Source organism: Rhizobium sp. P32RR-XVIII, assembly GCF_012641395.1.
Lineage (GTDB): Bacteria > Pseudomonadota > Alphaproteobacteria > Rhizobiales > Rhizobiaceae > Rhizobium.
Genome location: NZ_JABAIH010000002.1, coordinates 484,577 through 510,116 on the forward strand (window position 1 = coordinate 484,577; position 25,540 = coordinate 510,116).

The following is a 25,540-nucleotide window of genomic DNA, read 5'->3' on the forward strand; positions in this document are numbered from 1 at the left end:
ATGCTGGGCCGCGTGAACCACATCGCCATCGTCGTTCCCGATCTTGCTGCAGCAACGGCAAGCTATCGCGATACGCTCGGTGCGAAGGTTTCCGCGCCACTGCCTCTGCCTGAGCATGGCGTTACCGTCGTCTTCGTGGAGTTGCCGAACACGAAAATGGAACTGCTGGAGCCGCTCGGTGAAAATTCGCCCGTCGCCGCCTTCCTGGAAAAGAGTCCATCCGGCGGCATGCACCACATCTGCTACGAGGTCGTGGATATTCTTGCGGCGCGCGACCACCTTGTGAATGCCGGGGCGAGGGTGCTTGGCAGCGGCGAACCGAAGACCGGTGCCCATGGCAAGCCCGTCCTCTTCCTGCACCCGAAGGATTTCTTTGGTACTCTGATCGAGCTGGAACAGGTCTAGCTGGTCCGCCGGAGCAGAAGAACCGGAAGACCGTTTGAGGTCTCCGTCATTCCGCTCTATAAACACATCTGTTGCGATGTTCGCAGCCGCGCCTCGGGACACAAGAATGCTGCAGATTTTTCTACAGGGCTTTGCCGTCTATTTCATCGTGTGGTGGATCACGCTCTTTGCGGTGTTGCCCATCGGCCTGCGTACCCAAGCGGAGGACAACGAGGTCGTTCTCGGCACCGTGCCGAGCGCGCCGACGCGGTTTCGGGCGCTTTTCACCTTCTCGCTGACGACGATCATCTCGGCGGTCGTCTATGTCGCCTGGTATGTTTCGTCGACTTATTTCGGCTGGGGGTTCGATGCCCTCCCGCAGATCGGCCCCCATTTCCAATAATTGGGGCTTTTGCTCGATCTTTGAGCATATGCCGTTGTTCTAATTAAAAATCCCTGTCATACGCGCGTCACAAAAGTGCGGCAGAGAACTCACGCAACGGCATGAGGCCTTACCGTTGCGTCAGAAGCGGCTTTCTGCAGGTGATGGCTGATAAAAAACCAAAAAAAAACAAGGCTGAAAGCCTTGTTTTCAAGTATCGCGTGATCTGTACCGTTGCCGGGGCTGCGATGAACGCGCCTAAGATCTGATCCTCCCAAGACTTGACCGCGAAATTCGGCAGGGATTGAACTCCCTGCCTGTTTTGTAAGCTAAAGCTAGCTCAAAGAATGGGCTTTGTCACCAGCTTTTTTTGCATTTTTGCTACAGTTGAGAAGAAAATTCCTGTTGATGACATTTTGACGCAAGCCGTTCAAAAAGCCCGCTTTTTCCAACAGGGGCATCTTTTGACGGTAAACTTGCGGCTACGGAAGGGCGCCTGCGCCCAACGCGGGTTTCTTTCCGGCCGCGAAGCGGTTATGAACGCTCCCAATACCAATGATCGCCGTCGATTCCGTATGAGATGCGGAATCCCCAACTGCTCTGGAATCCGTCATGCGTCTGTCCCGCTATTTTATGCCCATCCTTAAGGAAAACCCCAAGGAGGCGGAAATCGTCTCTCACCGGCTGATGCTGCGAACCGGAATGATCCGCCAGCAGTCTCAGGGCATCTATTCCTGGCTGCCGCTCGGCAAGCGGGTTCTCGACAAGGTCAACAACATCATCCGCGAGGAGCAGAACCGCGCGGGCGCCACCGAGCTTCTGATGCCGACGCTCCAGTCCGCCGAGCTCTGGCAGGAGAGCGGGCGCTATGACGCCTATGGCAAGGAGATGCTGCGCATCAAGGACCGGCAGGACCGGCCGATGCTTTACGGACCGACGAACGAGGAAATGGTGACGGATATCTTCCGCTCCTACGTCAAGTCCTACAAGAACCTGCCGCTCAACCTCTATCACATCCAGCTGAAGTTCCGCGACGAGATCCGCCCGCGCTTCGGCACCATGCGCTCGCGCGAATTCCTGATGAAGGATGCCTATTCCTTCGACCTGACGCGCGAAGGTGCCGAGCATTCCTACAACAAGATGTTCACGGCCTACCTGCGTACCTTCGACCGCCTGGGCCTGCGCGCCATTCCGATGCGCGCCGACACTGGCCCGATCGGCGGCAACTTGAGCCACGAGTTCATCATCCTAGCGGATACTGGCGAATCCGAAGTCTTCTGCCACAAGGATTTCGTCAATTTCGATATTCCGGCTGCAGATACGGACTTCGACAGCGTCGAGGGCCTGAAGGCCGTCTTCGACAAGTGGACCTCGCTCTACGCTGCAACGTCCGAAATGCATGACGAAGCCGCTTTCAACGCGGTGCCGGAGGGTGACCGTCTCTCCGCTCGCGGCATCGAGGTCGGGCACATCTTCTATTTCGGTACGAAATACTCCGAGCCGATGGGCGCCAAGGTGCAGGGTCCGGACGGCAAGGAACACGCCGTTCACATGGGTTCTTACGGGATCGGTCCGACGCGCCTTGTTCCCGCCATCATCGAAGCATCGCATGATGAGAACGGAATCATCTGGCCGGCTTCCGTCGCTCCCTTCGATGCGATCGTGATCAACATGAAGGCGGGCGACGACGCCTGCGACGCTGCCTGCGACAAGATTTACGCAGCGCTGTCGAATGCAGGCAAGGACGTTCTCTACGACGATACCGACGATCGCGCCGGAACGAAGTTCGCCACGGCCGATTTGATCGGTGTGCCCGTCCAGATCATCGCCGGTCCGCGCGCGGTCGCGAACGGCGAAGTGGAAATGAAGGACCGCAAGACCGGTGCCCGCGAAACGATGACCATCGACGCGGCGATCAACAAGCTCTTGGCGTAAGGCTGAACGGAGGCGAAATGGCAGAAGCGGCGGTGGACCAGCGGGGTTCGAAATCTGGCTTTGGTCCGGCAAGCAGCCCATTTTCTGCCTTCGAACGCCTTGTGGCGTGGCGCTACTTGCGCGCCCGCCGCAAGGAGGCCTTCATCTCTGTCATCGCCGGCTTTTCCTTCGTCGGCATCATGCTCGGCGTCGCAACGCTGATCATCGTCATGGCGGTGATGAACGGGTTCCGCACCGAGCTGATCTCGCGCATTCTCGGCATCAACGGCCATATGATCGTCCAGCCGGTGGACGGTCCCTTTAACGACTATGCGGCGTTGACTGACAAGTTTGCAGCAGTGCCGGGCATCAAGATGGCGCTGCCGCTGGTCGAGGGGCAGACGCTGGCCTCAGGGCAGGCGGGTGCAGGAACTGGCGCGCTGGTGCGCGGCATTCGTGCGGAAGACCTTACCAAGCTCAAGACGGTTTCCGATAACATCAAGTCCGGGGACATGGTGGGCTTCGCCTCCGGGCAGGGCGTTCTCGTCGGTTCCGGCATGGCAACGCAGCTCGGCCTGCAGCCGGGCGATACGATCACGCTGATCTCGCCGGAAGGCGACGTGACGCCGATGGGCATCAATCCGCGCGTCAAGTCATATACCGTTTCCGGCATCTTCGAGATCGGCATGTCGGAATATGACGCGGCGATCATCTACATGCCGCTCGAAGAGGCGCAGCTCTATTTCAATGCCGAGGGGCTCGTTCAGTCGATCGAGCTCTTCGCAAACAATCCTGATGATATCGACAATCTCCGTCCGAAGGTGGAGGCGGCGGCTGGCCGCCAGATCGCGATCACGGACTGGCGCCAGCGTAACCAGACGTTCTTTTCCGCCCTTGAGGTCGAGCGCAACGTCATGTTCATGATCCTGACGCTGATCGTCCTCGTTGCGGCGCTGAACATCATCTCCGGCCTGATCATGCTGGTGAAAGACAAAGGCAGCGATATCGCCATCCTTCGCACCATGGGTGCGACTTCCGGCTCGATCATGCGCATCTTCTTCATGACCGGTGCTGCGATCGGCATCGTCGGCACCGTTGCCGGCGTGCTGCTCGGCGTGATCGTCTGCATCAATATCGAATCGATCCGCGAGTTCTTCTCCTGGGTCTCGGGCACGGTGCTTTTCGATCCGCAGCTTTATTTCCTCAGCCAGCTGCCGGCGGAGATGAATCTCGGTGAAACGCTTTCCGTCGTCATCATGGCGCTGACGCTCTCCTTCCTTGCGACCATTTTTCCGGCCTGGCGAGCATCTCGGCTCGATCCGGTGCAGGCGCTCCGCTACGAATAAGGAATGCAGATTTCAATGAATCGGAACGTCGTTCTCAAGCTTTCCGGCGTCGAGCGTCACTATGGCCAGGGCGAAACGCTGCTTAGCATTCTCAAGGGCGCCGATTTTGCCCTCCATAGCGGCGAGATCGTTGCACTGGTTGCCCCATCGGGGACGGGCAAATCAACGCTGCTGCACGTGGCCGGGCTGCTGGAACATCCCGATGCCGGCGAAGTCATGATCAACGGCCATGCCTGCGAAGGACTGTCGGATGAGAAGCGCACCGCGATCCGCCGTAGCGAGATCGGCTTCGTCTATCAGTTCCACCACCTCCTGCCGGAATTCTCGGCGCTCGAAAACATCATGATGCCGCAGATGATCGCCGGCCTTCCGCGCAAGGAGGCCGCTGAACGCGCAGCGCAGCTGCTCGACTATATGCGCATCGGCCATCGCGGCACTCATCGGCCAGCCGAGCTATCGGGCGGCGAGCAGCAGCGCGTCGCGATTGCGCGTGCCGTCGCCAATGCGCCGGCGCTGCTTTTGGCCGACGAGCCGACCGGGAACCTCGATCCCGAAACCGCAAGCTACGTCTTTGACGCCCTCGAGGCGCTCGTCCGACAGTCCGGACTCGCGGCACTGATCGCCACGCACAATCACGAACTCGCCCGCCGCATGGACCGCCGCGTGACCATCAGCGAGGGCAAGCTCGTCGAGTTCTGAGAGACGCGCAGCAAGGCTACTTTCCGCAGATCGCCTGACCGGTCTCGTCGGTCCAGTCATGTATGGCGATTGTCTTCGGCGCGGCCTTAACGCTCTTGCCGTCCTTCTGCAGGCTTCCGGTCAGGGCGTTGTAATCGCAGGAACCGCCGGCATTGGGATCGAGCGTGTCATAATGCGTATAGGTGTAGCCGGCGACGATGAATTGCTTGTCTCGATAGGCAAGCGTCAATGTCTGATCCCAACGGTCGCGGCCCATCGCGCTGTTCTGTGAGTAGATCGCAATCGACGACTTGCCGGCTGCCTTGATAGACGGTTCCTGCCCGAACACGCCATCGGCGTCGGTACTGCCCCGGATCTTGCCGGGCGCGCTCACGGCAAGCCGCAGGAGATGATGATCCTGGTCTCGAAGATAGATGTAGATGCCGATCTCGCCGCCGTCTTCCGCCGGTGCCGCCAGGACTGCGAGGTCCTGCAGGCCATCCTGATCCCAGTCACCCGTGGCGGCATCGACGATGCGTGCGGGATCGATTGTTTCAGCCGAGGCGGCAGTCCCAAGGAACGCCCAGCAAAGAATGGTAACTACAATCTTCATGATTTGTTCTCCAGCTTTCCGTCGTTAACCAAACGGAAGAGATTCCTGTTGACACCAGAACAATAGCGGAACAAAGTAAAAACATAACAAGTAAAGGAGAGCCAAATGACTGACCTGATCCGTGATATCGCAGCATTCACCTCCATCGCAATGTTCGTAGCCAGCTTCTCGCTGATTCTGATGTCAATGTAATTTTTGAGGGGACTGTATAGCGTCATACAGTCCGAATAGGGGACTACTTCTGGACATCGCTGCCGGCAACCTCGACAATGCAGCCGATTCATTCGAGCGATTGAAAGGGCATGACATGGCGGATGCAGAGAGCGGTATCATCGGCGGTACGCCGGGTTTCGTCCATCTGCGTGTCCATTCGGCCTACTCGCTCCTCGAAGGCGCGTTGCCGCTGAAGAAAATCCTCTACAAGGCCTCCGGCGACAGCCAGCCGGCGATCGCCATCACAGACACCAACAACCTGTTCGTCGCTCTCGAGTTTTCGCAAAAAGCGATGGAGGAGGGGCTGCAGCCGATCATCGGCTGCCAGCTGTCGATCGACATGGAAGACGGCCTGGAGACCGAAAAGCGCGGCGGTCAGCAGGCGCTGCTCAAGCCACCGTCGATCGTCGTGCTTGCCGCGACCGCCGCAGGCTACGAGCGGCTCGTCGATCTCGTCAGCCGCGCGTACCTCGGCGGCGAGGACAACCAGGCTATCCATATCCGGGCGTCCTGGCTGGAGGAGGCCGGCACCGAGGGATTGGTCGCGCTGACGGGCGCGCTCGGCGGTCCCATCGACATGGCGCTGAAGCACGGCCACGCTGCGCAGGCCGAGAGCCGGCTGCTCACCCTGAAGCGCCTCTTCGCAGACAGGCTCTATGTCGAGCTGCAGCGCCACGGAACCTACGACAAGCGCCATGAGCAAAGGGTCGTGGGGCTTGCCTACGATCACGACCTGCCTCTGGTGGCAACCAACGAGGCATTCTTTCCGACGCGTGACGACTACGATGCCCATGATGCCTTGATGGCCGTTGCGCACAACTCCATCGTTTCCGACGACAGCCGCTTCCGCCTGACGCCCGATCACTACCTGAAGAGCCGCGCCGAAATGGCAAAGCTCTTTGCCGACGTGCCGGAAGCGCTGGAAAACACGGTCGAGATCGCCCGCCGCTGCTCCTTCATTCTGAAGACCCGCAAGCCGATCCTGCCGCGCTTTACCGGCGCAACGGCGGATGCCGAGGAGGCGGAACGCGCTGAGGCGCTCGAACTCCGCCGCCAGGCGGAAGAGGGGCTCGACATGCGCCTTGCGACGCTCGGCATGTCTGCGGGCTACGAGGAAAAGGATTACCGGGAGCGGCTCGAGTTCGAGCTGAGCGTCATCGAGCGCATGAAGTTCCCGGGCTACTTCCTGATCGTTGCCGACTTCATCAAATGGGCGAAGCAGCATGATATTCCGGTCGGCCCGGGCCGCGGTTCGGGCGCCGGCTCGCTCGTCGCCTATGCGCTGACGATCACCGATGTCGATCCGCTGCGCTTCTCGCTGCTCTTCGAACGCTTCCTCAATCCGGAACGCGTCTCGATGCCCGACTTCGACATCGACTTCTGCCAGGACCGCCGCGAAGAGGTGATCCGCTACGTTCAGAAGAAATACGGCCGCGAGCAGGTGGCCCAGATCATCACCTTCGGTTCGCTGCAGGCGCGCGCCGCCCTCCGCGACGTCGGCCGCGTGCTGGAAATGCCTTACGGCCAGGTCGACAAGATCTGCAAGCTGGTGCCGAACAACCCGGCCAATCCGACGCCGCTCTCCAAGGCGATCGAGGAGGAGCCGAAGCTTCAGGAAGAGGCGGCGAAGGAGCCTGTCGTAGCGCGGCTTCTCGATATCGCCCAGAAGATCGAAGGCCTTTACCGCCACGCTTCGACGCATGCCGCTGGTATCGTCATCGGCGACCGTCCGCTCTCGAAGCTGGTTCCGATGTATCGCGATCCGCGCTCCGACATGCCGGTCACCCAGTTCAACATGAAGTGGGTGGAGCAGGCCGGTCTCGTCAAGTTCGACTTCCTCGGCCTGAAGACGCTGACGGTGCTGAAGGTTGCGGTCGATTTCGTCGCCAAGCGCGGCATCAATGTCGACCTTGCCTCGATCCCGCTCGACGACACGAAGACATACGAGATGCTGTCGCGCGGCGAAACGGTCGGCGTGTTCCAGGTTGAAAGTGCCGGCATGCGTAAGGCGCTGATCGGCATGAAGCCGGACTGCATCGAGGACATCATCGCGCTCGTGGCGCTCTACCGCCCGGGCCCGATGGAGAATATCCCGACCTACAATGCCCGCAAGCATGGCGAGGAGGAGGTCGAGTCGATCCATCCGACGATCGACTATCTGCTGAAGGAAACGCAGGGCGTCATCGTTTACCAGGAGCAGGTGATGCAGATCGCCCAGGTCCTGTCCGGCTATTCGCTCGGCGAAGCCGATCTTCTGCGCCGCGCCATGGGTAAGAAGATCAAGGCCGAGATGGACCAGCAGCGCGAGCGCTTCGTCGACGGTGCCGTCAAGAACGGCGTGTCGAAGCCGCAGGCCGACAACATCTTCGAGCTGCTGGCGAAGTTCGCAAACTACGGCTTCAACAAATCGCACGCCGCCGCCTACGCCATCGTTTCCTACCAGACCGCCTACATGAAGGCGCATTACCCGGTCGAGTTCCTGGCCGCGTCGATGACGCTCGACATGTCGAACACCGATAAGGTCAACGACTTCCGTCAGGATGCCAAGCGCCTCGGCATCGAAGTCATCGCGCCCTCCGTCCAGACCTCCTTCCGTCATTTCGAAACCGGCGACAACCGCATCTACTTTGCGCTCGCAGCCATCAAGGGCGTCGGCGAAAATGCCGTCGATCACATTGTCGGAGTGCGCGGCGACACGGTGTTTGCAAGCATCGAGGATTTCTGCCTGCGCATCGACCCGCGCCAGGTCAACCGGCGCGTGCTGGAAAGCCTGATCTATGCCGGCGCCTTCGATTGTTTCGGCCAGGACCGTGCGCAGCTCGCAGCCGGCCTTGATCGCATCATGGGCTACGCGCAGCGCGCGCAGGAAAACAAGCTAAGCGGCCAGTCAGATATCTTCGGCGGTGCGCTGTCATCCGGGCCGGAGAAGATTGCGCTGCCGCCCTTTGCGCCCTGGCTCGCGTCCGAGCGGCTGCTCAAGGAGTTCCAGGTGCTGGGCTTTTATCTGACGGCTCACCCGCTCGACAGCTACAACAGCATCCTGCAGAAGATGCGTGTCCAGACCTTTGCGGAGTTCTCGACCGCGGTGAAGCAAGGGGCAACCAATGCCCGCCTTGCCGGGACCGTCATTTCGAAGCAGGAGCGCAAGACGCGCACCGGCAATAAGATGGGCATCATCGTCTTCTCGGATTCGTCGGGGCAGTTCGAAGCCGTTCTGTTCTCCGAAATGCTGAATCAGTACCGCGATGTGCTGGAGCCTGGAAAATCCTTCGTGCTCACGGCCACCGGCGAAGAGCGGCCGGAGGGCGTCGGGCTGCGCTTGCAGACGATCCAGTCACTCGAGGAAAAGTCGCTGCAGATGCAAAAGGCGCTGCGCGTCTATGTCCGCGATTCGGGCCCGCTGCGCGCCGTTGCGGCGCATCTCAACGCCAAGGGCGACGGCCTCGTTTCCTTCATCGTCATCAAGGAAGAGGGCAAGCGCGAGGTCGAAGTCGAGCTGCCGCAGAAATACCGCATCACGCCCGAGATTGCTGCCGCACTGCGCGCCGCACCCGGTATCATCGATGTCGAGCTGGTCTAGCTCCTCAAGATTTCCGCAGTTGCTTTGAATTCAAGCGAAGGTCGTTTCGAGCGCCTTCGCCGCATCCCTCGCATGGTTTCTACGCTCAATGAAGTTGCGTGCCCGGGGGATTGGATCATGCAGATATTGATCGGGCCCGCGCATCTTCCGTTGATTGAGCTCGGCCGTATTGAGCGGATCGAAATCGACTCGCTCGATCGCACAGCCCCACCCCGGACTATGAGAAGCCCAGCCCTTCCGATGGTGTTCCAGGAGCCGTTCGCGCCCGGAGTAGCCGTGGTAATCGAAGGCGATGATGCCGTTCGTCACATACATATGTCCTCCCCAAAAGCTTTCATGCGGAATGATGCGCTCAGCATGGAAGCCTTCAAGAGGCGGGCACTGAAGGAAGACGCCTGCGAGGATATGGCACGCGCCATAGCCGAAGAAGATACGGTCAGGCAGCGCCCACCGCTTTTCGGGATTTTTCTTGATGCCGGGCTTCAGGACGTACATGCGTCAGCATTCCCATTTTCGATCAAGCCACCGCTGCATTGATCGATTATCCTGATTCCCAAAATCCAGGAACTGACACGCCAGGTTCAAGACCTGTGAGATCAGCTTTATCGCGTGATCGTGATGAAATCCGTGCCGGCGCCTGTCTCGGGGCCGATGCCGCTGTCGGTGATCGTCAAAGTCGAACCGGCTGCCAGCATGCCGTCGATCCTCCGGCGCGTTTGGTCCGGGAGAGAGATGCGCGACAGCGCGTTGGCGATCGGCGTGCCCGTTACGATCGAGCTTTCCTGGTTTGCAATTCCGAGCCGCTTCATCGTCTCCCGGTAGAGATCATTCTTGAGCGTCACGCCCAGCCAGTTGGCCGTGCCGCTCTCGGCATCAACAGCGTGCAGCGTGAAAAAATGCGTGCCAAGTGCGAGCCGCGGATTTTCGATGGTCAGCGGCGCCTCGAACACGGGTTTGAAATCCTGACGCACCATGATGACGCCGTTCGGCGGTTCGCCTTTGCCTGCCGCAGCATAAACTTCCCTTAGGAGAGTATCGCTGACGAGGGCCTTGTCGCCCCTGAAAAGCGCCGGTCGCAAAGCTTTGAAAAGGTTGATGGCCTGAATGGTCGCCGTGCCGAGCAGGCCGTCGGGTTTGCCTGCCGAAAAGCCCAGCTGGTTGAGATAGGTCTGAATATCGAGCACGGTCTCGCGCTGCGTACGACGGGTGATCAGAATGCGGATCGGATCGGTGTTCTCAGGTGCCACGATGGCCGCTACAGGCTGAGGCCCGACCGTGTTCATCGCCAGTTGAACGGACTTCCCGCCGGTGTCGCCGATCGCAGGGCGCAGTTGCACATCCGAGAGCAGCAGTGGCGGCTCCGGCACTTCGGGATGGAAAAGATTGGGATGCACGATCGGCTCCGGCGCAACTTCGGCATCGCTGATGATGACCGGCACGCTCAGGTCCGTCATCTTATAGAGTTCCCGGGCAAAGGCGGCAGGCATGCGCACGCAGCCGTGCGAGGCGGGATAGCGCGGCACTGAATTCGATTCGTGGAGCGCGATGCCGGACCAGGTCAGCCGCTGCATCCAGGGCATGGGAGCGTCCGAATAGAGGTTGGACTCGTGATACTTCTGCTTCTCGAGAACGGAGAAGATGCCGCTCGGCGTCGTGTGCCCAGCCTTGCCGGTCGAAACCTTCGACGTCGCCACCACTTCCGCCCCGTCATAGACCGTAAGCGACTGTTTGTTCTTTGAAACGAAGATTTGCAGGGTGCGAGCGTCGGCCGCAAGCGCTGCATGATGCACGAGTGCGGTCGCCGACAGCAAGCCGAGGCCGAAAACTAAACGCGAGAACATGTTATCCAACCAATACGCAATACTTGTCCGGGACAGTATGGCACGATGTTTAAGGAAGCCTTGAGCATTCGTGGCTCAAAGCGGTCCTCACGCATTGGTGATTTTGAGGCCGCTCCGGCGGCGTGGTTGGCAGACTATCCGTCGCGCTTGCCGCCGCCGAACGTATAGCCAGTCTCCACGGTTTTCTTGCCGAATTTGTCGCGCAGCCTGTCCATGGCGGCTTCCGCCGCCGCGCGCCGCGTGGATTGCTGGTCGATGAGATCCGGCGGGTCGGCGCGTCCCGGGTCGCAAAGGTCGGTGACGCCAATGCCGATCAGGCGGAATTTCGTTCCGTCCGTCTCTTTCTCCAGAAGTTCGATGCCGGTGCGGAAAATCCGGTCGGCGAGCTGCGTCGGGTCTTCCAGTTTCCGGTTGCGGGTACGGGATTTGAAGTCTGCCGTCTTCATCTTCAGGACGACGGTATTCCCGGCGATGCCACTCTTCTTCAACCTCCAGGAGACTGTTTCAGAGAGGTTGCGCAGGATCGGTACCAGTTCGTCATAGCGGGAGATGTCGTCGAAAAAGGTCGTTTCGGAAGAGACGCTCTTGGCCGGATCGTTGAGGTGCACCTCGCGGTCGTCGATGCCGCGCGAAAGGCGCGCAAGCCTCTGGCCCATGCTGCCGTAGCGACGCATGAGGTCCGGTTCCTCCATTGTCTGAAGCTGGCCGATCGTGCGGATGCCGTCTGCTTCGAGCGTCGCCGCGAAGGCTTTGCCCACGCCCCAGACCATGGTGACCGGCCGCGGCGCCAGAAACTCGACGGCCTCTTCACGACCAATGACGGAAAAGCCGCGCGGCTTCTGCAGGTCGGAGGCCACCTTGGCGAGGAACTTGCAATAGGAAAGCCCGACGGAAACCGTGATCCCGATCTCCTTTTCGACGCGGCGCGCGAATTTTGCGAGCGTGCGCGCCGGCGGATCGTGATGCAGGCGCTGGGTGCCGCCGAGCTCGAGGAAGGCCTCGTCGATCGAAAGCGGCTGCACCAGCGGCGTCAGTTCCTGCATCAGGGCGCGGACCTCACGGCCGACCTTGACGTACTTCTCCATATCAGGGCGGATGACGATCGCCTGCGGGCAGGCTTCCAGCGCCTTGAACATCGGCATGGCGGAGCGAACGCCGTGAATGCGGGCGACATAGCAGGCGGTGGAGACGACGCCGCGTTTGCCGCCGCCGATGATGACCGGCTTGTCCGCAAGGTCCGGATTGTCGCGCTTCTCGACGGCCGCATAGAAGGCGTCGCAGTCGATATGGGCGAGCGTCAGGTCATAGAGTTCCTTGTGCCGGACGAGGCGAGGGCTGCCGCAGGCCGCGCAACGGCGCGCTTCGCTCTTCTGCTCGGCAAGGCAGTCGCGACAGAAGCCGGGTGTCTTGTCTGGCTTGAGCATCATCGTGGTGGGAACAAAGATTGAACATCCGCAGATTACGCTTTAAGCTTTTGAGTCTCAAGAGACGGGAGAGAATTGACCTTGGATATCGAGCTGCGTTTTGAGCCGGTGACGCCCGGGCGCTGGGCAGATTTCGAAACGCTTTTCGGCCCGCGCGGCGCCTTCTGCGACTGCTGGTGCGTGGCCCTCAGGCTGCCGCATGCGGCGCGCACAAAAATGCGGCCGGATGAGCGGAAGGCGCATATCAAGACCCGCATCGCCGCCGGTCCGCCGCCGGGTATTCTCGCCTATGCGGAAGACCAGCCAGTGGCCTGGGTGCAGGTGGGGCCGCGGCATGACGTTCCGCAGTTCAACTCGCCACGCACCGTTTCGCGCCCGCTGGAGGATGGCGACGCTCTGGACCCCTCGGTATGGGCGGTCAGCTGCTTCTTTCTTTCGGCGCCGTTGCGCGGCAAGGGCCTCAGTCACCATCTGCTGCGGGCCGCCATCGACCACGCGAAGCAAAACGGCGCGCGCTATCTGGAAGGCTGTCCCATCGACCACACGAAGCAATCGAAATCGGTGACGCTCTGCATCGGTTCGACGGCGATCTTCGATGCCGCGGGCTTCGCGCCTGTGGCGAGGCGAAAGGACGGAAGGCCGCTCATGCGGCTGGATTTGCAGCAGTGAGGCTTCGCGCGGCGTTGGCGTCGTCGAAATGCCGGCCGATCAGGGACGCGGCTTCGTCCCAGGTGGCGATGCGTGGAATGCCATCCATGGCCGCCGGCGCGAAACGATGGATTTCGGAAACCGGCATCATGTGAAGTAGAAGGCAGCTCTCGACATGTTCGCGCACCGAATGAAGGTTCATAGCCATGTCGTCGATGAAAACGACGGGCAGGGCGCGCGTGCCGTGCAGGGTCTTCACCACCGGGCCCTTCGGCTGACGGGTCGCGAGCAGTGGGTAAGCGAGGCCGAACCGATCGAGCAGCCGCCGCCGCCGGTCGGCATAGACCGGCGGCATTGCCGTGAGGAAAACGATGTCAGCATCGGCGGCGAGCCGGCCGAGTGTCTCGACGGCGAGCGAAAGCGGCAACTGCCACTTTTCCTGCCGTTCGAAGAAGGTGTCGATCAGCCGGCTGACATGGATATCCTCCAGCGCAACGCCATCTCTGGAGACGATGTTGCCATGCAGGCGAAAGGAACGCGGCAAAAGCTCATGGCCTTCGCTCAGAAGGAAGCGCTGAAAAGGATCGATAAACTGCAGCACGACGTCATCGACATCGCAGACGATCAGCGGCCGGTCGCCCAACCGCACGTGAGTGATATCGAGCGTTTCGGCCTCCATCACGCTCAGTATTCTCCCGAATCGAGGCCGGGGGAGGAGAAATGCCGCCATGCGGCACTGAGGGTCTCGGGCGTCGTGCCGCTCGCTTCGCAGAAAGCCATTGCCGTCGGCTCGTGTTGCATCAGAAAATCGAGCATGCCGGCGAGAAAACCCGGGTCGTTGATGGCGTTGCGGACCTGGGCCGGCTCGACGCCCGTCAGCGCTAGAAAACGCGAGAACAGGTCCGGCTCATTGGCGAGCCAGCCGAGAACAGCGATGGCGGTTTCCTGCGGGTCTTTCGCTAATTGTTTGGAAGTCTTGAAGTTGCTTTGCATTTCGCTGGGTGAGTTACCTTTTTTTCAACCAAATACCGGTAGTTTGCAGCTATCGGTTTCCTTGAATCGCGCGCCCGCAGATTTTCCGTCACGGCGCGGGCGGCAGCAAGGGGACGTAAGGATGAGCGTGCCATGCCCAAACAGGTGATGATTGTAGAAGATAACGAGCTCAACATGAAGCTCTTTCGCGACCTCATCGAAGCGTCCGGCTATACCACGATTCAAACCCGAAATGGCATGGAAGCGCTTGATCTTGCTCGCAAATACCGACCTGATCTGATCCTTATGGATATCCAGCTTCCGGAAGTTTCCGGTCTGGAAGTCACCAAGTGGCTGAAGGAAGACGACGAGCTGCACGTCATCCCGGTGATTGCAGTGACGGCCTTTGCAATGAAGGGCGACGAGGAGCGCATCCGCCAGGGCGGCTGCGAAGCCTATGTCTCCAAGCCCATCTCGGTTCCGAAGTTCATCGAAACGATCAAGACCTATCTCGGCGATGCCTAGCGCATCTGAAAGACGTTTATGACTGCGCGCATATTGGTGGTTGACGATATTCCGGCGAACGTGAAGCTGCTAGAAGCGCGGCTTCTTGCGGAATATTTCGACGTGCTGACGGCCGCCGATGGCTATGAGGCGCTGGCGATCTGCGAGCGCAACCAGGTCGACCTCGTCCTGCTCGATGTGATGATGCCGGGGCTCGACGGCTTCGAGGTTTGCGCGCGGCTGAAGGCGAACGCCAGAACATCGCATATTCCGGTGGTGATGGTGACGGCACTGGACCAGCCAGCCGATCGCGTGCGCGGCCTGAAGGCGGGCGCCGACGATTTCCTCACCAAGCCGGTCAACGACCTCCAACTCATTTCCCGCGTGAAAAGCCTCCTGCGCCTGAAGACGTTGAGCGATGAACTGCGCATCCGCGCCGAGACAGCGCAGACGATGGGCATCGAAGACATGCTGCGAGGCAATGAAGGGCGCGCGGAAGAGGCCGGCCAGATTCTGCTGGTCGACAGCCGCGCCAACTCGCAGGAGCGCATCATCAAGGCGCTGAGGCCGATCGCCGAAGCGACTGCCATTTCCGATCCGCAGGCAGCATTGTTCGAAGCGGCCGAAAACGCCTTTGAGCTGGTGATCGTCAACGCCAATTTCGACGACTATGATCCGTTGCGGCTCTGCTCGCAGTTCCGCTCCCTTGAGCGCACCCGCTTCCTGCCGATCCTGATCATCACGGAGCAGGGCGCCGATGACATGGTCATCCGGGCGCTCGATCTCGGGGTCAACGACTACATCATCCGCCCGGTCGATACGAATGAGCTCATTGCTCGCAGCCTGACGCAGATCCGCCGCAAGCGTTACAACGACCGTCTGCGCGCCAGCGTTAAGCAGACCATCGAGCTTGCAGTCACCGATCCGCTGACCGGCCTCAACAACCGCCGCTATCTCGACAATCATCTCAACCTTCTCTTCAGCCGTTCGATGGCGCGAGGCCGGCCGCTTTCCGTGCTGATTACCGACATCGACCGTTTCAAGCAGGTCAACGATACGCACGGCCACGATGCCGGCGACCAGGTGCTCAAGGAATTTGCCAACCGCATCCGCTCGACGGTGCGCGGCGCCGATCTCGCGTGCCGCTATGGCGGCGAGGAATTCGTTGTCGTGATGCCGGATACCTCGCCTGAAGTGGCTGCTGCGGTTGCCGAGCGGCTTCGGGCAGCGGTCGAGAGCATTCCCTTCCAGCTGAAATCGGCAGAGCAGGCGCTGAACGTCACCGCCTCCTTCGGCATTTCATCGCGCCTGTCTTCCGTCCTCACGCCCGACCAGCTTATGAAGCAGGCAGATCTTGCTCTTTACGAAGCAAAGAACACCGGTCGAAACCGCGTTGTTGCTGCTGCCGCCTGATCAAATTCGACTTCACAACGGATCGAAAGAGTAGTTTTCCACCGGAAAACGCTAATCCTTAAACATTTGTAATAAAGGCGTCGGAGAAACGGCCCAGTCTTCAGACAGTGCCGCTTGGAAGTGGATCTCTAAATATAAGAGGCCATTTCTGGAAATATCGCGAGTGGGGATAAGAACAGCAGCGCTGCCATATAAGAATAGCACGTTTTGAGGGGCAGCTTCGGAGAGGGTGCTATTGGTGCAATCGAAGTGTCCGATGTCTTACGTAAGGTCAGCATCCATAGTGCTACTGCGATATATCGAGTGGTTTCTTGGCCGAAACTATTTCATTTTATGGCTGCAGAGATCAATCGGCTAGCACCCGGCTGTCCCGAAGTTGGACTTTTAACCATAGGAGCATGCTAGGAATTCCGGCGATTAAGAATTTGTTGATTTTCTTTCATTTTTGCGCAAATTATCGGCTCATAGAGAAAGCGCTCCTTTTGGAGGCGCCGTCATACCCCATGATGCTCAGGTCCGCCGCATCTCCTGGGTCGTGGGGTCGGCCGGCTAGCACGCAACTCAAGCGGTTCCTCGTGCCGCGTTGCCTGCTGGCCGGCCCCCAATTCAACAGAAACGCCGTCCTTCCCCTTGCGGAAGGACGGCGTTTCTGTTTGCGCTGACATGGTGGCAACTGGCGCGCAAGGCACAAAAAAGCGCGCAACCGGATGGCGCGCGCTCCTTGAATCAACCCGAAATCAAGAATTACTTGATCTTGGTTTCCTTGAACTCGACGTGCTTCTTAGCAACCGGGTCGTACTTGGTCTTCGTCATCTTGTCCGTCATCGTACGGCTGTTCTTCGTCGTGACGTAGAAGAAACCGGTGTCGGCCGTCGACAGCAGCTTGATCTTAATTGTGGTAGCCTTGGCCATGGTCGTCCTGCCTTTAAGAAAATGAAAGCCGTGGAAAGCCGGATGGGCTCCACGGCAAATTCTGGCGCGAAACTACGAATCCCGCCCGAAAAGTCAAGCCCGCTTTCGGAGGAAAAGCAGCCTTATGCCGGCCAGTATGGCATAAAGGCCGAAGAAACAGGCGATTGACCACGCAAAGCCGTTGTTTCCGGCAACGTCGATTGCCGCACCGATCACCTGTGGACCGGCAACAGTGCCGACGGCGTAGCAGAAGACGAAGGCGGCATTTGCCGCGGCAAGATCGGAGCCTGTCAGGCGTGAGCCGAGATGGCTGAGGCCTACGGTGTAGAGGCCGGCGACGCAACCGCCCCAGAAAAGCAGCACCAGCGCCATCATGATCCAGCTATGGGAGAGGACCGGAAGCATCAGTGAGCCGATAAGGCCCATGAAGGCCATCCCGGCGAGAAGCGGGCGCTTGTCGGAAATCTTATCGGAGAGCAGCCCGACCGGAATCTGAAAGATGACGTTGCCGACACCCATGACCGTCAGCAGCAGTGCCGCCTGCGTTTCGGTGAAGTTCGCGCGTATCGCGTAGATCGGAAAGAGCGAAAGCCCACCCGCCTCGACGGCGCCGAAAATAAAGACAGCTGCGGTCGCCGTCGGCACTAGGAAGACGTAGCGCATGAAATGCAGCTCCGGCTTCTCGTCAAGGATGGGGCTTTCATGCCGGGCGATGAAGATCGGAATCGCTGCAAGCAGGATCGCAATCGCGCCGACGAGAAACGGCATTATGCCGTCGCTGCCGAGGATGGAGAAGAGCAGGGGGCCGGCGGCGAAACCGATTGAAAGCACCGTCGCGTAGATGCCCAGTACGAAGCCGCGTTTTGAAGGGGGCGAGGCCGCGTTGATCCAGAACTCGGAGAGGATGAAGAGGGTGGTCGTCGTGCCGTGGAAGGCAAAGCGCAGTGGAAACCAGAGCCAGAAATTCTCCGCGTAATAAAATCCGAGCGCGCTGAGAGCCGCGATCACCACCGCCCAGAGCATGGTCGATGCGACGCCGAATTCATGCGCGAGTTTCGTCGTGATCGGTGCTGCGATCATGGCGGCGACCCCCGCCATGGCGGTATTCAGGCCGATGAGCGTTGAGGGGATGCCGCGCTTTTCCAGGATGATGCTGAGAAGCGGAAGTCCGAGGCCGATTGCGATTCCCACGGCGGAAATCGACGAGATCGCGGCAACCAGCGACGGCCAATGGATTTCTTCGACATCGCCCGCTGTGCCGTTTCTCGGCTGAGACATTAATTCATCCTTGAGTGACTAAAGCGAATCGCCCGTTTTTTGTGACACATAGAAAGGCACATGCGTACCAAATCTAAGTGACGGACTTTGTTTACGGAAAGTCCGGTGCCGATGGCAATAGATCAGGCAAGATGTTCATTTAGAAACGCTTTACCATTCACTTGGCCGGACCGGCGCTGAAGGCATAGATAACCCCGCAGCGCCGATAAGCGTTGCCCACTACATGCGAAATATGTCTTGACCGTGAAGGTTCGCTTACATTGAGCGGCGACGGCCGGGGATCTCGTATTCGTCGTGATCGTCGCCGTGCCCGCCGAAGCCGTGCAGACGAAGCGCCCATTGCAGGCCAATCACGCCACCCTTGATCGGCTGGATTATCAGCAGCGCGGCCAGCAGGGTAATGGGTGTCCAGATGGCGAAGGTGAGCCACAGCGACATTGGCCAAACCATGTCGGTCATCATGTAGCCCCCGATGACGATGTGGCCGACGATGACGATGGTGAGGTAAGGCGGCAGGTCGTCGGAACGGTGGTGATACATCGCCTCGCCGCAGACGGCGCAATTGTCGACAGGCTTCAGGAAAGCCCTGAAAAGCTTGCCGGTGCCGCAATGCGGGCAGCGGTTCTGCATGCCGCGCATGATGGAGCGGCCAAGCGGACGTTCGGTCTTTTCGGCTTCTCCATAACGGGTCGATTGTTCGTTGGAGGCGGTGCTCATGGTCTTCCTTCCTGCGTCCCTACACGCATGGGCGCCGCCAGCCCGCTGCGCGGACAAGGGACGCTCTTCACTTCAAATGCAGAGCACCCCGGAAGGATGCTCTACCGCCGCCCTCTGGGCGGCCTTGTCCCGGCCTTGTTGCGGGCCTGCCGGTTGTCGCGGCGGCCAGCCTTGTGGAAGGAGCGCACCGCCGTCGGCATCTTGCGTCCTTCGCTTACCATCTCGAAACGAAGCGCACCGGCAAGCGGGATCGCTTCAGCGAGCTTTACGGTCACGTCGTCCCCGAGACGGTACCCCAGTCCGGTCCTTTCACCCGACAGCGCCTGATGCGCCTCGTCATAGATGAAATAGTCCGTACCGAGCGTTGATATAGGTATGAAGCCATCGGCTCCATATTCAGGGAGAGCGACAAATAGTCCCGATTTCGTGACACCGGAAACGCGTCCTTCGAATTCTTCGCCGACGCGCGTGCTGAGGTGATGGGCGATCAGGCGATCGACCGTTTCACGCTCCGCCGCCATCGCGCGGCGCTCGAAGGTCGAGATTTCGGCGGCGATATCGTCAAGTGAGGCTTCTTCCTCCGGCGTGATGCCGCCTTCGCCAAGACCGAGCGAGCCGACCAGCGCGCGATGGACGATCAGGTCCGCGTATCGGCGGATCGGCGATGTGAAGTGGGCATATTTCATGAGGTTCAGCCCGAAATGGCCGATGTTCTCCGGACTGTAGATCGCCTGGCTCTGCGACCTGAGCACCATTTCATTGACCATGGTCTGATGCGGTGTGTTTTCGGCCTTGGCGAGGATGCCGTTGAAGCTGTTCGCCCGCACGCTGCCGCCCTTGGTAAGCGAAATGCCAAGCGTTGCCAGAAATTCCCGCAGGATCTCCTGCTTGGCGAGGGTCGGCCCATCGTGGATGCGATAGATCAGCATCTGACGCTTCTTCTCAAGCGTTTCGGCGGCACAGACGTTGGCCTGGATCATCATCTCTTCGATGAGTTTGTGGGCGTCGAGCCGCGGCGGCACGAAGACGCGGTCGACGGTGCCGTCCGGTTTCAACAGGATCTTCCGCTCGGGCATGTCGAGCTCGAGCGGCTGACGCCTGTCGCGGCCGCGCCTTATAATCTCATAGGCCTGCCAAAGGGGCCTCAGGATCGGTTCCAGCAGCGGCCCGGTCTTGTCATCCGGCTTGCCGTCGATTGCCGCCTGCGCCTGGCTGTAGGCGAGCTTCGCGGCACTCTTCATCATCACACGGTGAAACGTGTGCCCGATCTTTCGGCCTTCCTTCGAGAAGACCATGCGAACGGCAAGCGCCGGCCGGTCGACGCCTTCCTTCAACGAGCAGAGATCGTTGGAAATACGCTCCGGCAGCATCGGCACCACCCGGTCGGGGAAATAGACCGAGTTGCCGCGCTTCAGCGCTTCGCGGTCAAGTGCCGAATTGGGCCTCACATAGTAGGACACATCGGCGATTGCCACGGTGATGACCACGCCGCCGGGATTATCGGGCGAGGGATCCTGCTCGGCATAGACCGCGTCGTCGTGGTCCTTTGCATCGGCCGGGTCGATAGTGATCAGCGGCACATCGCGCCAGTCCTCGCGATGCGACATGGTCGCGGGCTTCGCAGCCTCGGCCTCGTCGATGACTGCCGGCGGGAACACATGCGGGATGCCGTGCGCGTGGATCGCGATCATCGAGATCGCCTTCTCGGAGCCGACGGAGCCGACGACCGACAGCACTTTTGCGCGCGGCAGGCCGAAGCGTCCCAGGCGGGCGATCTCGACTTCGACCAGGTCGCCGTCCTTGGCACCGCCGGTATAATCCGGATCGATCACCATTTCCTCGCCGCGCTTCTCGATCGGCAGCAGCCGTCCCGCGCCGCCGGGCGCCGTGCGGAAGACGCCCATGCTCGCGCCGCGGCGCTTTTCGATGATCTTGATGATGCGCGCCGTATAGGCGGGGCCGCCTCGGTCCTTGGCCGGGAAGATCTTCGCTACGACGCGGTCGCCCATTCCGGCAACGGGCGCCTTGCCCTTGCCCTGGCGTCCTGCCGGTGACGACTGGCGGATGGCGACCGCTGGCGCAACACCCTGATCGTCCGGCCATTCCGCCGGCCGCCCGATCAGTTCGCCGTCCTTGTCGCGCGTGGTGATGTCGAGAACGGTAACAGGCGGAAGCGCGCCCGGCCGGATCAGCGACTTGCGCGTCTTCTGCAGCATGCCCTCCTGCTCGAGATCGCGCAGCAGATGCTTGAGTTCGACGCGGTTGTCGCCCTTCAGCCCGAAAGCCTTGGCGATTTCCCGCTTGGAGGCCTGTTGCGGATGATCGGCGATGAAACGCAGGATGACTTCGCGAGACGGCAATGCGCCATGCACGATGTTCAGCGGTTCGACGACCGCGCCATCTTGGTCTGCGCGGCCGATCTTGCCCGGGCGTCTGCCCATGGTGTTCGTTCTTTCGCGCGGGGCCTTGCTCACAGTCAGCTCTTTTTCGTTTTCGCGGGCGCTTTCGCCTTCGCAGATGCCTTGGTCTTTGGCTTGGCGGCTGTCTTCGTCGCCTTGCCTTCGGCAGCCTCGGCCTTCGCCTTCGGCTTCGCTTTGCCCTTGGCCGCCGGCGCCTTGCTGGCCTTTGCGGCGATCAGCGCGAGCGCTTCCTCGACGGTGATCGCCTGCGGATCCTTGCCCTTCGGCAGGGTCGCATTCACCTTGCCCCAGCTCACATAGGGCCCGTACTTGCCATCGCGAACAGTGATCGCACCGCCATCGGGATGCTCGCCCAACTCCTTCAGCGCGGCCGGTGTTCCGCGGCCGCGTCCGCCCGGAGCCTTGTTCGCTTTCTCGGCAATCAGCGTCACGGCACGGTTGAGGCCGACCGAGAACACATCCTCGACGCTTTCCAGATTGGCGTAGCCGCCGTCATGGAGAAGGAACGGCCCGTAGCGGCCGATGCCGGACGAGATCATCTTGCCGGTTTCCGGATGTTTGCCGATATCGCGCGGTAGCGAAATCAGGGCCATCGCCTTCTCGTAATCGATATCCTCCGGCTTCCAGCCCTTCGGGAGCGAGGCGCGCTTGGCATCCTTGCCGTCGCCACGCTGGATGTAGGGGCCGAAGCGGCCGGAACGCAGCGTCAGTTCCTCGCCGGTCACCGGATCGGTGCCGAGATTCTTCGGTTCGTTCAGTGCCCCGTTTTCGGCTTCCCCACCGTTTTCGGAGGAAAGCTGGCGGGTATAGTTGCACTCCGGATAGTTCGAGCAGCCGACGAATGCGCCGTATTTGCCGAGCTTCAGCGATAGGTTGCCGGTACCGCAGACCTGGCAGATGCGCGGATCGCTGCCGTCCTCGCGCTTCGGGAAGACGAGCGGCGCCAGTGCCTCGTTCAGCGAGTCCAGCACGTTGGTGACGCGCAGTTCCTTGGTGTCCTCGATCTGCGAGAAGAAATCCTTCCAGAAATCGCGAAGCACCTGCTTCCAGTTCAGCTCGCCGGCGGAAATCCGGTCGAGCTTTTCCTCCAGGTCGGCCGTGAAATCATACTCGACATACTTGGTGAAGAAGCTCTCGAGAAACGCCGTGACCAGACGTCCCTTGGAGTGGGGAATCAGTTTGCGCTTGTCGATCGTCACATATTCGCGGTCGCGGAGCGTCGCGAGCGTGGCAGCATAGGTGGAAGGACGGCCGATGCCGAGCTCTTCCATCTTCTTGATCAGCGAGGCTTCCGAATAGCGCGGAGGCGGTTCGGTGAAGTGCTGCGTGGAATTGATCTTCTGCTTGGCGAGAGTTTCGCGGGCATTGATCTCCGGCAGGCGGCCACCCTCGTCGCCGTCGTCGCTTTGCTCGCCGTCTTCCTTCTGGTCGGTGTAGGCCGCAATGAATCCGTCGAATCGGATAACGGAGCCGACGGCGCGCAGGCCGGCCTTCTGGCCATTGTTGTCCGCGGTGATTTCGGCCGTCGTGCGCTCGATTTCAGCCGACGCCATCTGGCTTGCGATGCCGCGCTTCCAGATCAGGTCGTAAAGCTTGATCTGGTCGGCGTCGAGGAATTTGTACACGCGGTCAGGCGAGCGATAAAAGTCCGTCGGCCGGATGGCTTCGTGGGCTTCCTGAGCATTCTTGGCCTTGGTCGAATAGAATCGGGCTTTCTCGGGCATATAGCGCTCGCCGAACTGATCGACGATGGCGCGGCGCGCCGCATCGATCGCTTCCGGCGCCATCTGTACGCCGTCGGTACGCATATAGGTGATGAGACCGACCGTCTCGCCGCCGATATCGACACCCTCGTAGAGCTTCTGCGCAACCTGCATGGTGCGGGAGGCCGAGAAGCCGAGCTTCGAGGAGGCCGCCTGCTGCAGCGTCGAAGTCGTGAACGGCGGTCCCGGGTTGCGCTTGACGGGCTTTGCCTCGACGCTGTCGACGACATAGGCGGCTCCCTCGAGCAGCGCCTTCAGCTTGCCGGCCTCCTCGCCGTTGCCGATCGCGCGTGCCTGCAACCGCTTGCCATTGGCTGCAACCAGTTTGGCTTCGAATTCGTCGCCGCGCGGCGTCTTCAGCAGTGCCGAGATATTCCAGTACTCTTCGGAGATGAAGCGCTCGATCTCTGATTCGCGGTCGCAGACGAGACGCAACGCAACCGACTGCACGCGCCCGGCCGAACGGGCGCCCGGCAGCTTGCGCCAGAGAACCGGCGAAAGATTGAAGCCGACGAGATAATCAAGGGCACGCCGCGCCAGATAGGCATCGACCAGCGGCACGTCGATGTCGCGTGGCTCCGCCATGGCGTCGAGCACGGCCTTCTTGGTAATGGCATTGAAGACGACGCGCTTGACCGGCTTGCCGTTCAGCACACGCTTCTTGTTCAGCACGTCCAGCACATGCCAGGAGATCGCTTCACCCTCGCGATCCGGGTCGGTTGCAAGGATCAGTCCGTCTGAGGACTTCACCGCGTCCGCAATATCCTTCATGCGCTTGGCCGAGGCGCTGTCGACCTCCCAAAGCATTTCGAAGTCCTGGTCAGGAAGAACCGAGCCGTCCTTGGCAGGCAGATCGCGCACATGTCCGAAGGAGGCGAGCACCTTGTATCCGGACCCCAGATACTTGTTGATCGTCTTAGCCTTGGCAGGCGATTCCACCACTACAACATTCATCATGATTCTCTAAAAAAAGTGCCGCATCCGGCGAGGAGAGCGCCGTAATACTTGCCGCTTGAGGAATACCGGTTCTCCGACATGGACAGGGAAATCGTTCCGGTCAAGGGGTATGCAGAATTTTGCTTGCCACAATGGTTTGCAACCAAAGAGTGATTATTTGAAGATTGCAATTTATGATAATGGGATTATCGTCCTTCAAGTGTGGTCAAGGCTCCTATCAATGTGGCCGTCCGTAATTGTTGAGAGACCCTTCATGGCGCCAAAGGTTGAAACAAAGAATAGCAAATCGGCCTCGCGGGAAAACATTGCATTTATCCGCCAGATGCTCGGGGAGTTGCATCAAGTCGCCGAAAAGGAAAAGGCGGACATGCTCTGCTACCTTATCGAGATGGCCTATGTGGAGGCCGGCGAGCTTCACAGCCGCATGTAGTAAACTCAATCCCCCATCGCAAGGGAGACGAGACCGGCCGGATGCCGGTGCAGCCTCCCGGCGATATCCAGTTCCAGCAGCACCAGGTAGACAGCAGACGCCGCGAGCCCGGTATGCCGGATAACGTCGTCGATCTCGACCGGCGAAGGCCCGAGCGCCTCGACGATGCGCGTGCGCTCGGAATCGTCGGGCGGCAGCATATCGGCCTCGCCGACGTCCGGCTCCCTGACCGCGGGTGCCGAAAAGAGATCGCGCTGCGAGAGCGGTGCCAGCGCCTCGACCACGTCTTCAGGCGACGTTACGATCATCGCGCCGTCCTTAAGCAGCCCGTTCGTGCCGTGGCAGCGCGGATCGAGCGGCGAGCCCGGAACCGCAAAGACCAGCCGCCCGAACTCGCCAGCAAGCCGCGCGGTGATCAATGAGCCGGAACGCGTCGCCGCCTCGACGACCGCCACTCCCAGCGAAACCCCGGCGATCAACCGGTTGCGCCTTGGAAAGTCCCGCGCGCGCGGCTCCCAGCCAAAAGGCATTTCGCTGATGGCGAGCCCGTTGCCGTTCCATATCTCGTCGAGGAGCCCGGTATTTTCCGGAGGGTAGGGCTGGTCGAGCCCGCCGGCCAAGGCGGCTATGGTGCCGGTCTCGAGGCTTGCGCGGTGCGCGGCCGTATCGATCCCGCGGGCGAGGCCCGAAACGACGGTATAGCCGGCGCGCCCGCAATCACGGGCAATCATGGCGGCGAACTTCGCACCGCTGACCGAGGCGTTTCGGGAGCCGACGATGCCGACAGCCGGGCGGCTTACGGCCGAAAGATGCCCCTTGACGGCAAGCAGGGGCGGCGCGCCTTCGATCTGCCCCAACGCCTGCGGATAGTCCGGCTCGCCAATGGCGATGAAGCGGGCGCCGAATCTGTATGCCAGTTCCAGTTCCCGATGCGCCTCCGCCTCGGTTGCAATACGGACCGAGCGTGTCGCGCCCCCACGCGATGAAAGCTCCGGCAGCATCGAAAGTGCGGCTTCCGCCGAGCCAAAATGATCGATGAGTTGCCGAAAAGTGGCAGGCCCGACATTGTCGGAGCGGATGAGACGCAGCCAGGCGATCTTCTGTCTTTCCGTCAGCGCAATTCCCTTTGGCCTTGCGCTGCTTGCGTCCAT

Annotated in this window: 22 protein-coding genes; 10 read left to right on the forward strand and 12 right to left on the reverse strand. The window is 60.5% G+C overall.

Features of this window, described 5'->3' with window-relative positions:
• The 5 genes from mce (at nucleotide 1) to HGP14_RS07440 (ending at nucleotide 4,725) form a co-directional block, all read left to right on the forward strand.
• Nucleotides 1-405, forward strand: a complete 405-nt coding sequence (gene mce, locus HGP14_RS07420) for a methylmalonyl-CoA epimerase (RefSeq protein WP_168829211.1) — start codon at nucleotides 1-3, stop codon at nucleotides 403-405.
• 106 nt (nucleotides 406-511) lie between these two features.
• Nucleotides 512-787, forward strand: coding sequence for a DUF1467 family protein (locus HGP14_RS07425; RefSeq protein ID WP_168829212.1), 276 nt, complete (start codon nucleotides 512-514; stop codon nucleotides 785-787).
• A gap of 591 nt (nucleotides 788-1,378) precedes the next feature.
• A complete protein-coding gene (gene proS, locus HGP14_RS07430) occupies nucleotides 1,379-2,701 on the forward strand; it encodes a proline--tRNA ligase (protein ID WP_168829213.1) in 1,323 nt (440 codons plus the stop codon).
• A gap of 17 nt (nucleotides 2,702-2,718) precedes the next feature.
• A complete protein-coding gene (locus HGP14_RS07435; protein WP_168829214.1) occupies nucleotides 2,719-4,026 on the forward strand; it encodes a lipoprotein-releasing ABC transporter permease subunit in 1,308 nt (435 codons plus the stop codon).
• A gap of 15 nt (nucleotides 4,027-4,041) precedes the next feature.
• On the forward strand, nucleotides 4,042-4,725 hold the full coding sequence (locus HGP14_RS07440; protein WP_168829215.1) for an ABC transporter ATP-binding protein: 684 nt from the start codon (nucleotides 4,042-4,044) through the stop codon (nucleotides 4,723-4,725).
• 16 nt (nucleotides 4,726-4,741) lie between these two features.
• Here the strand turns inward: HGP14_RS07440 and HGP14_RS07445 are convergent, their stop codons facing one another.
• Nucleotides 4,742-5,317 (reverse strand): hypothetical protein, encoded by a 576-nt coding sequence (locus HGP14_RS07445; protein ID WP_168829216.1) that lies wholly within the window; start codon nucleotides 5,315-5,317, stop codon nucleotides 4,742-4,744.
• A 307-nt stretch (nucleotides 5,318-5,624) separates the two neighbouring features.
• On the opposite strand from HGP14_RS07445, the gene dnaE reads away from it, so the two are divergent.
• Nucleotides 5,625-9,110 (forward strand): DNA polymerase III subunit alpha, encoded by a 3,486-nt coding sequence (gene dnaE / locus HGP14_RS07450; protein ID WP_168829217.1) that lies wholly within the window; start codon nucleotides 5,625-5,627, stop codon nucleotides 9,108-9,110.
• A gap of 30 nt (nucleotides 9,111-9,140) precedes the next feature.
• Here dnaE and HGP14_RS07455 read toward each other — a convergent pair whose 3' ends face one another.
• The 3 genes from HGP14_RS07455 to HGP14_RS07465 all read right to left on the reverse strand — a co-directional run bounded on the left by HGP14_RS07455 (nucleotide 9,141) and on the right by HGP14_RS07465 (nucleotide 12,378).
• The gene (locus HGP14_RS07455; RefSeq protein ID WP_168829218.1) at nucleotides 9,141-9,605 is read right to left on the reverse strand and encodes a hypothetical protein; all 465 of its coding nucleotides are present in this window, start codon (nucleotides 9,603-9,605) and stop codon (nucleotides 9,141-9,143) included.
• Nucleotides 9,606-9,712: 107 nt separating this feature from the next.
• Nucleotides 9,713-10,951, reverse strand: coding sequence for a L,D-transpeptidase family protein (locus HGP14_RS07460; RefSeq protein WP_168829219.1), 1,239 nt, complete (start codon nucleotides 10,949-10,951; stop codon nucleotides 9,713-9,715).
• A gap of 134 nt (nucleotides 10,952-11,085) precedes the next feature.
• Nucleotides 11,086-12,378, reverse strand: coding sequence for a DNA polymerase IV (locus tag HGP14_RS07465; protein WP_168829220.1), 1,293 nt, complete (start codon nucleotides 12,376-12,378; stop codon nucleotides 11,086-11,088).
• Between the two features lie 78 nt (nucleotides 12,379-12,456).
• Here HGP14_RS07465 and HGP14_RS07470 point away from each other — a divergent pair, with 78 nt between their 5' ends.
• The gene (locus tag HGP14_RS07470; RefSeq protein WP_168829221.1) at nucleotides 12,457-13,044 is read left to right on the forward strand and encodes a GNAT family N-acetyltransferase; all 588 of its coding nucleotides are present in this window, start codon (nucleotides 12,457-12,459) and stop codon (nucleotides 13,042-13,044) included.
• On the opposite strand, the gene HGP14_RS07475 is transcribed toward HGP14_RS07470, so the two are convergent.
• Nucleotides 13,019-13,702 (reverse strand): hypothetical protein, encoded by a 684-nt coding sequence (locus HGP14_RS07475; protein WP_168829612.1) that lies wholly within the window; start codon nucleotides 13,700-13,702, stop codon nucleotides 13,019-13,021. The two genes, HGP14_RS07470 and HGP14_RS07475, sit on opposite strands and share 26 nt — an antisense overlap.
• Before the next feature lie 5 nt (nucleotides 13,703-13,707).
• A complete protein-coding gene (locus HGP14_RS07480; protein WP_168829222.1) occupies nucleotides 13,708-14,016 on the reverse strand; it encodes a DUF3572 domain-containing protein in 309 nt (102 codons plus the stop codon).
• 132 nt (nucleotides 14,017-14,148) lie between these two features.
• Here HGP14_RS07480 and HGP14_RS07485 point away from each other — a divergent pair, with 132 nt between their 5' ends.
• Both HGP14_RS07485 and HGP14_RS07490 read left to right on the forward strand, forming a co-directional pair.
• Nucleotides 14,149-14,520 carry a response regulator gene (locus HGP14_RS07485; protein WP_010065708.1) on the forward strand — a complete coding sequence of 124 codons (372 nt, stop codon included), beginning with the start codon at nucleotides 14,149-14,151 and terminating at the stop codon, nucleotides 14,518-14,520.
• Nucleotides 14,521-14,538: 18 nt separating this feature from the next.
• Nucleotides 14,539-15,912, forward strand: a complete 1,374-nt coding sequence (locus HGP14_RS07490; RefSeq protein ID WP_168829223.1) for a PleD family two-component system response regulator — start codon at nucleotides 14,539-14,541, stop codon at nucleotides 15,910-15,912.
• 744 nt (nucleotides 15,913-16,656) lie between these two features.
• Here HGP14_RS07490 and rpmG read toward each other — a convergent pair.
• The 5 genes from rpmG to topA all read right to left on the reverse strand — a co-directional run bounded on the left by rpmG (nucleotide 16,657) and on the right by topA (nucleotide 23,956).
• Nucleotides 16,657-16,824 (reverse strand): 50S ribosomal protein L33, encoded by a 168-nt coding sequence (rpmG, locus tag HGP14_RS07495; RefSeq protein ID WP_003547442.1) that lies wholly within the window; start codon nucleotides 16,822-16,824, stop codon nucleotides 16,657-16,659.
• A 93-nt stretch (nucleotides 16,825-16,917) separates the two neighbouring features.
• A complete protein-coding gene (locus tag HGP14_RS07500) occupies nucleotides 16,918-18,102 on the reverse strand; it encodes an MFS transporter (RefSeq protein ID WP_168829224.1) in 1,185 nt (394 codons plus the stop codon).
• A 255-nt stretch (nucleotides 18,103-18,357) separates the two neighbouring features.
• On the reverse strand, nucleotides 18,358-18,819 hold the full coding sequence (locus tag HGP14_RS07505; protein WP_168829225.1) for a DUF983 domain-containing protein: 462 nt from the start codon (nucleotides 18,817-18,819) through the stop codon (nucleotides 18,358-18,360).
• 101 nt (nucleotides 18,820-18,920) lie between these two features.
• On the reverse strand, nucleotides 18,921-21,293 hold the full coding sequence (gene rnr, locus HGP14_RS07510) for a ribonuclease R (protein WP_168829226.1): 2,373 nt from the start codon (nucleotides 21,291-21,293) through the stop codon (nucleotides 18,921-18,923).
• 2 nt (nucleotides 21,294-21,295) lie between these two features.
• Nucleotides 21,296-23,956 (reverse strand): type I DNA topoisomerase, encoded by a 2,661-nt coding sequence (gene topA, locus HGP14_RS07515; RefSeq protein WP_168829613.1) that lies wholly within the window; start codon nucleotides 23,954-23,956, stop codon nucleotides 21,296-21,298.
• A 256-nt stretch (nucleotides 23,957-24,212) separates the two neighbouring features.
• On the opposite strand from topA, the gene HGP14_RS07520 reads away from it, so the two are divergent.
• Nucleotides 24,213-24,389, forward strand: coding sequence for a hypothetical protein (locus HGP14_RS07520; protein ID WP_168829227.1), 177 nt, complete (start codon nucleotides 24,213-24,215; stop codon nucleotides 24,387-24,389).
• Between the two features lie 5 nt (nucleotides 24,390-24,394).
• On the opposite strand, the gene dprA is transcribed toward HGP14_RS07520, so the two are convergent.
• Nucleotides 24,395-25,540: a DNA-processing protein DprA gene (gene dprA, locus HGP14_RS07525; RefSeq protein ID WP_168829228.1), complete on the reverse strand. Its 1,146-nt coding sequence runs from the start codon at nucleotides 25,538-25,540 to the stop codon at nucleotides 24,395-24,397.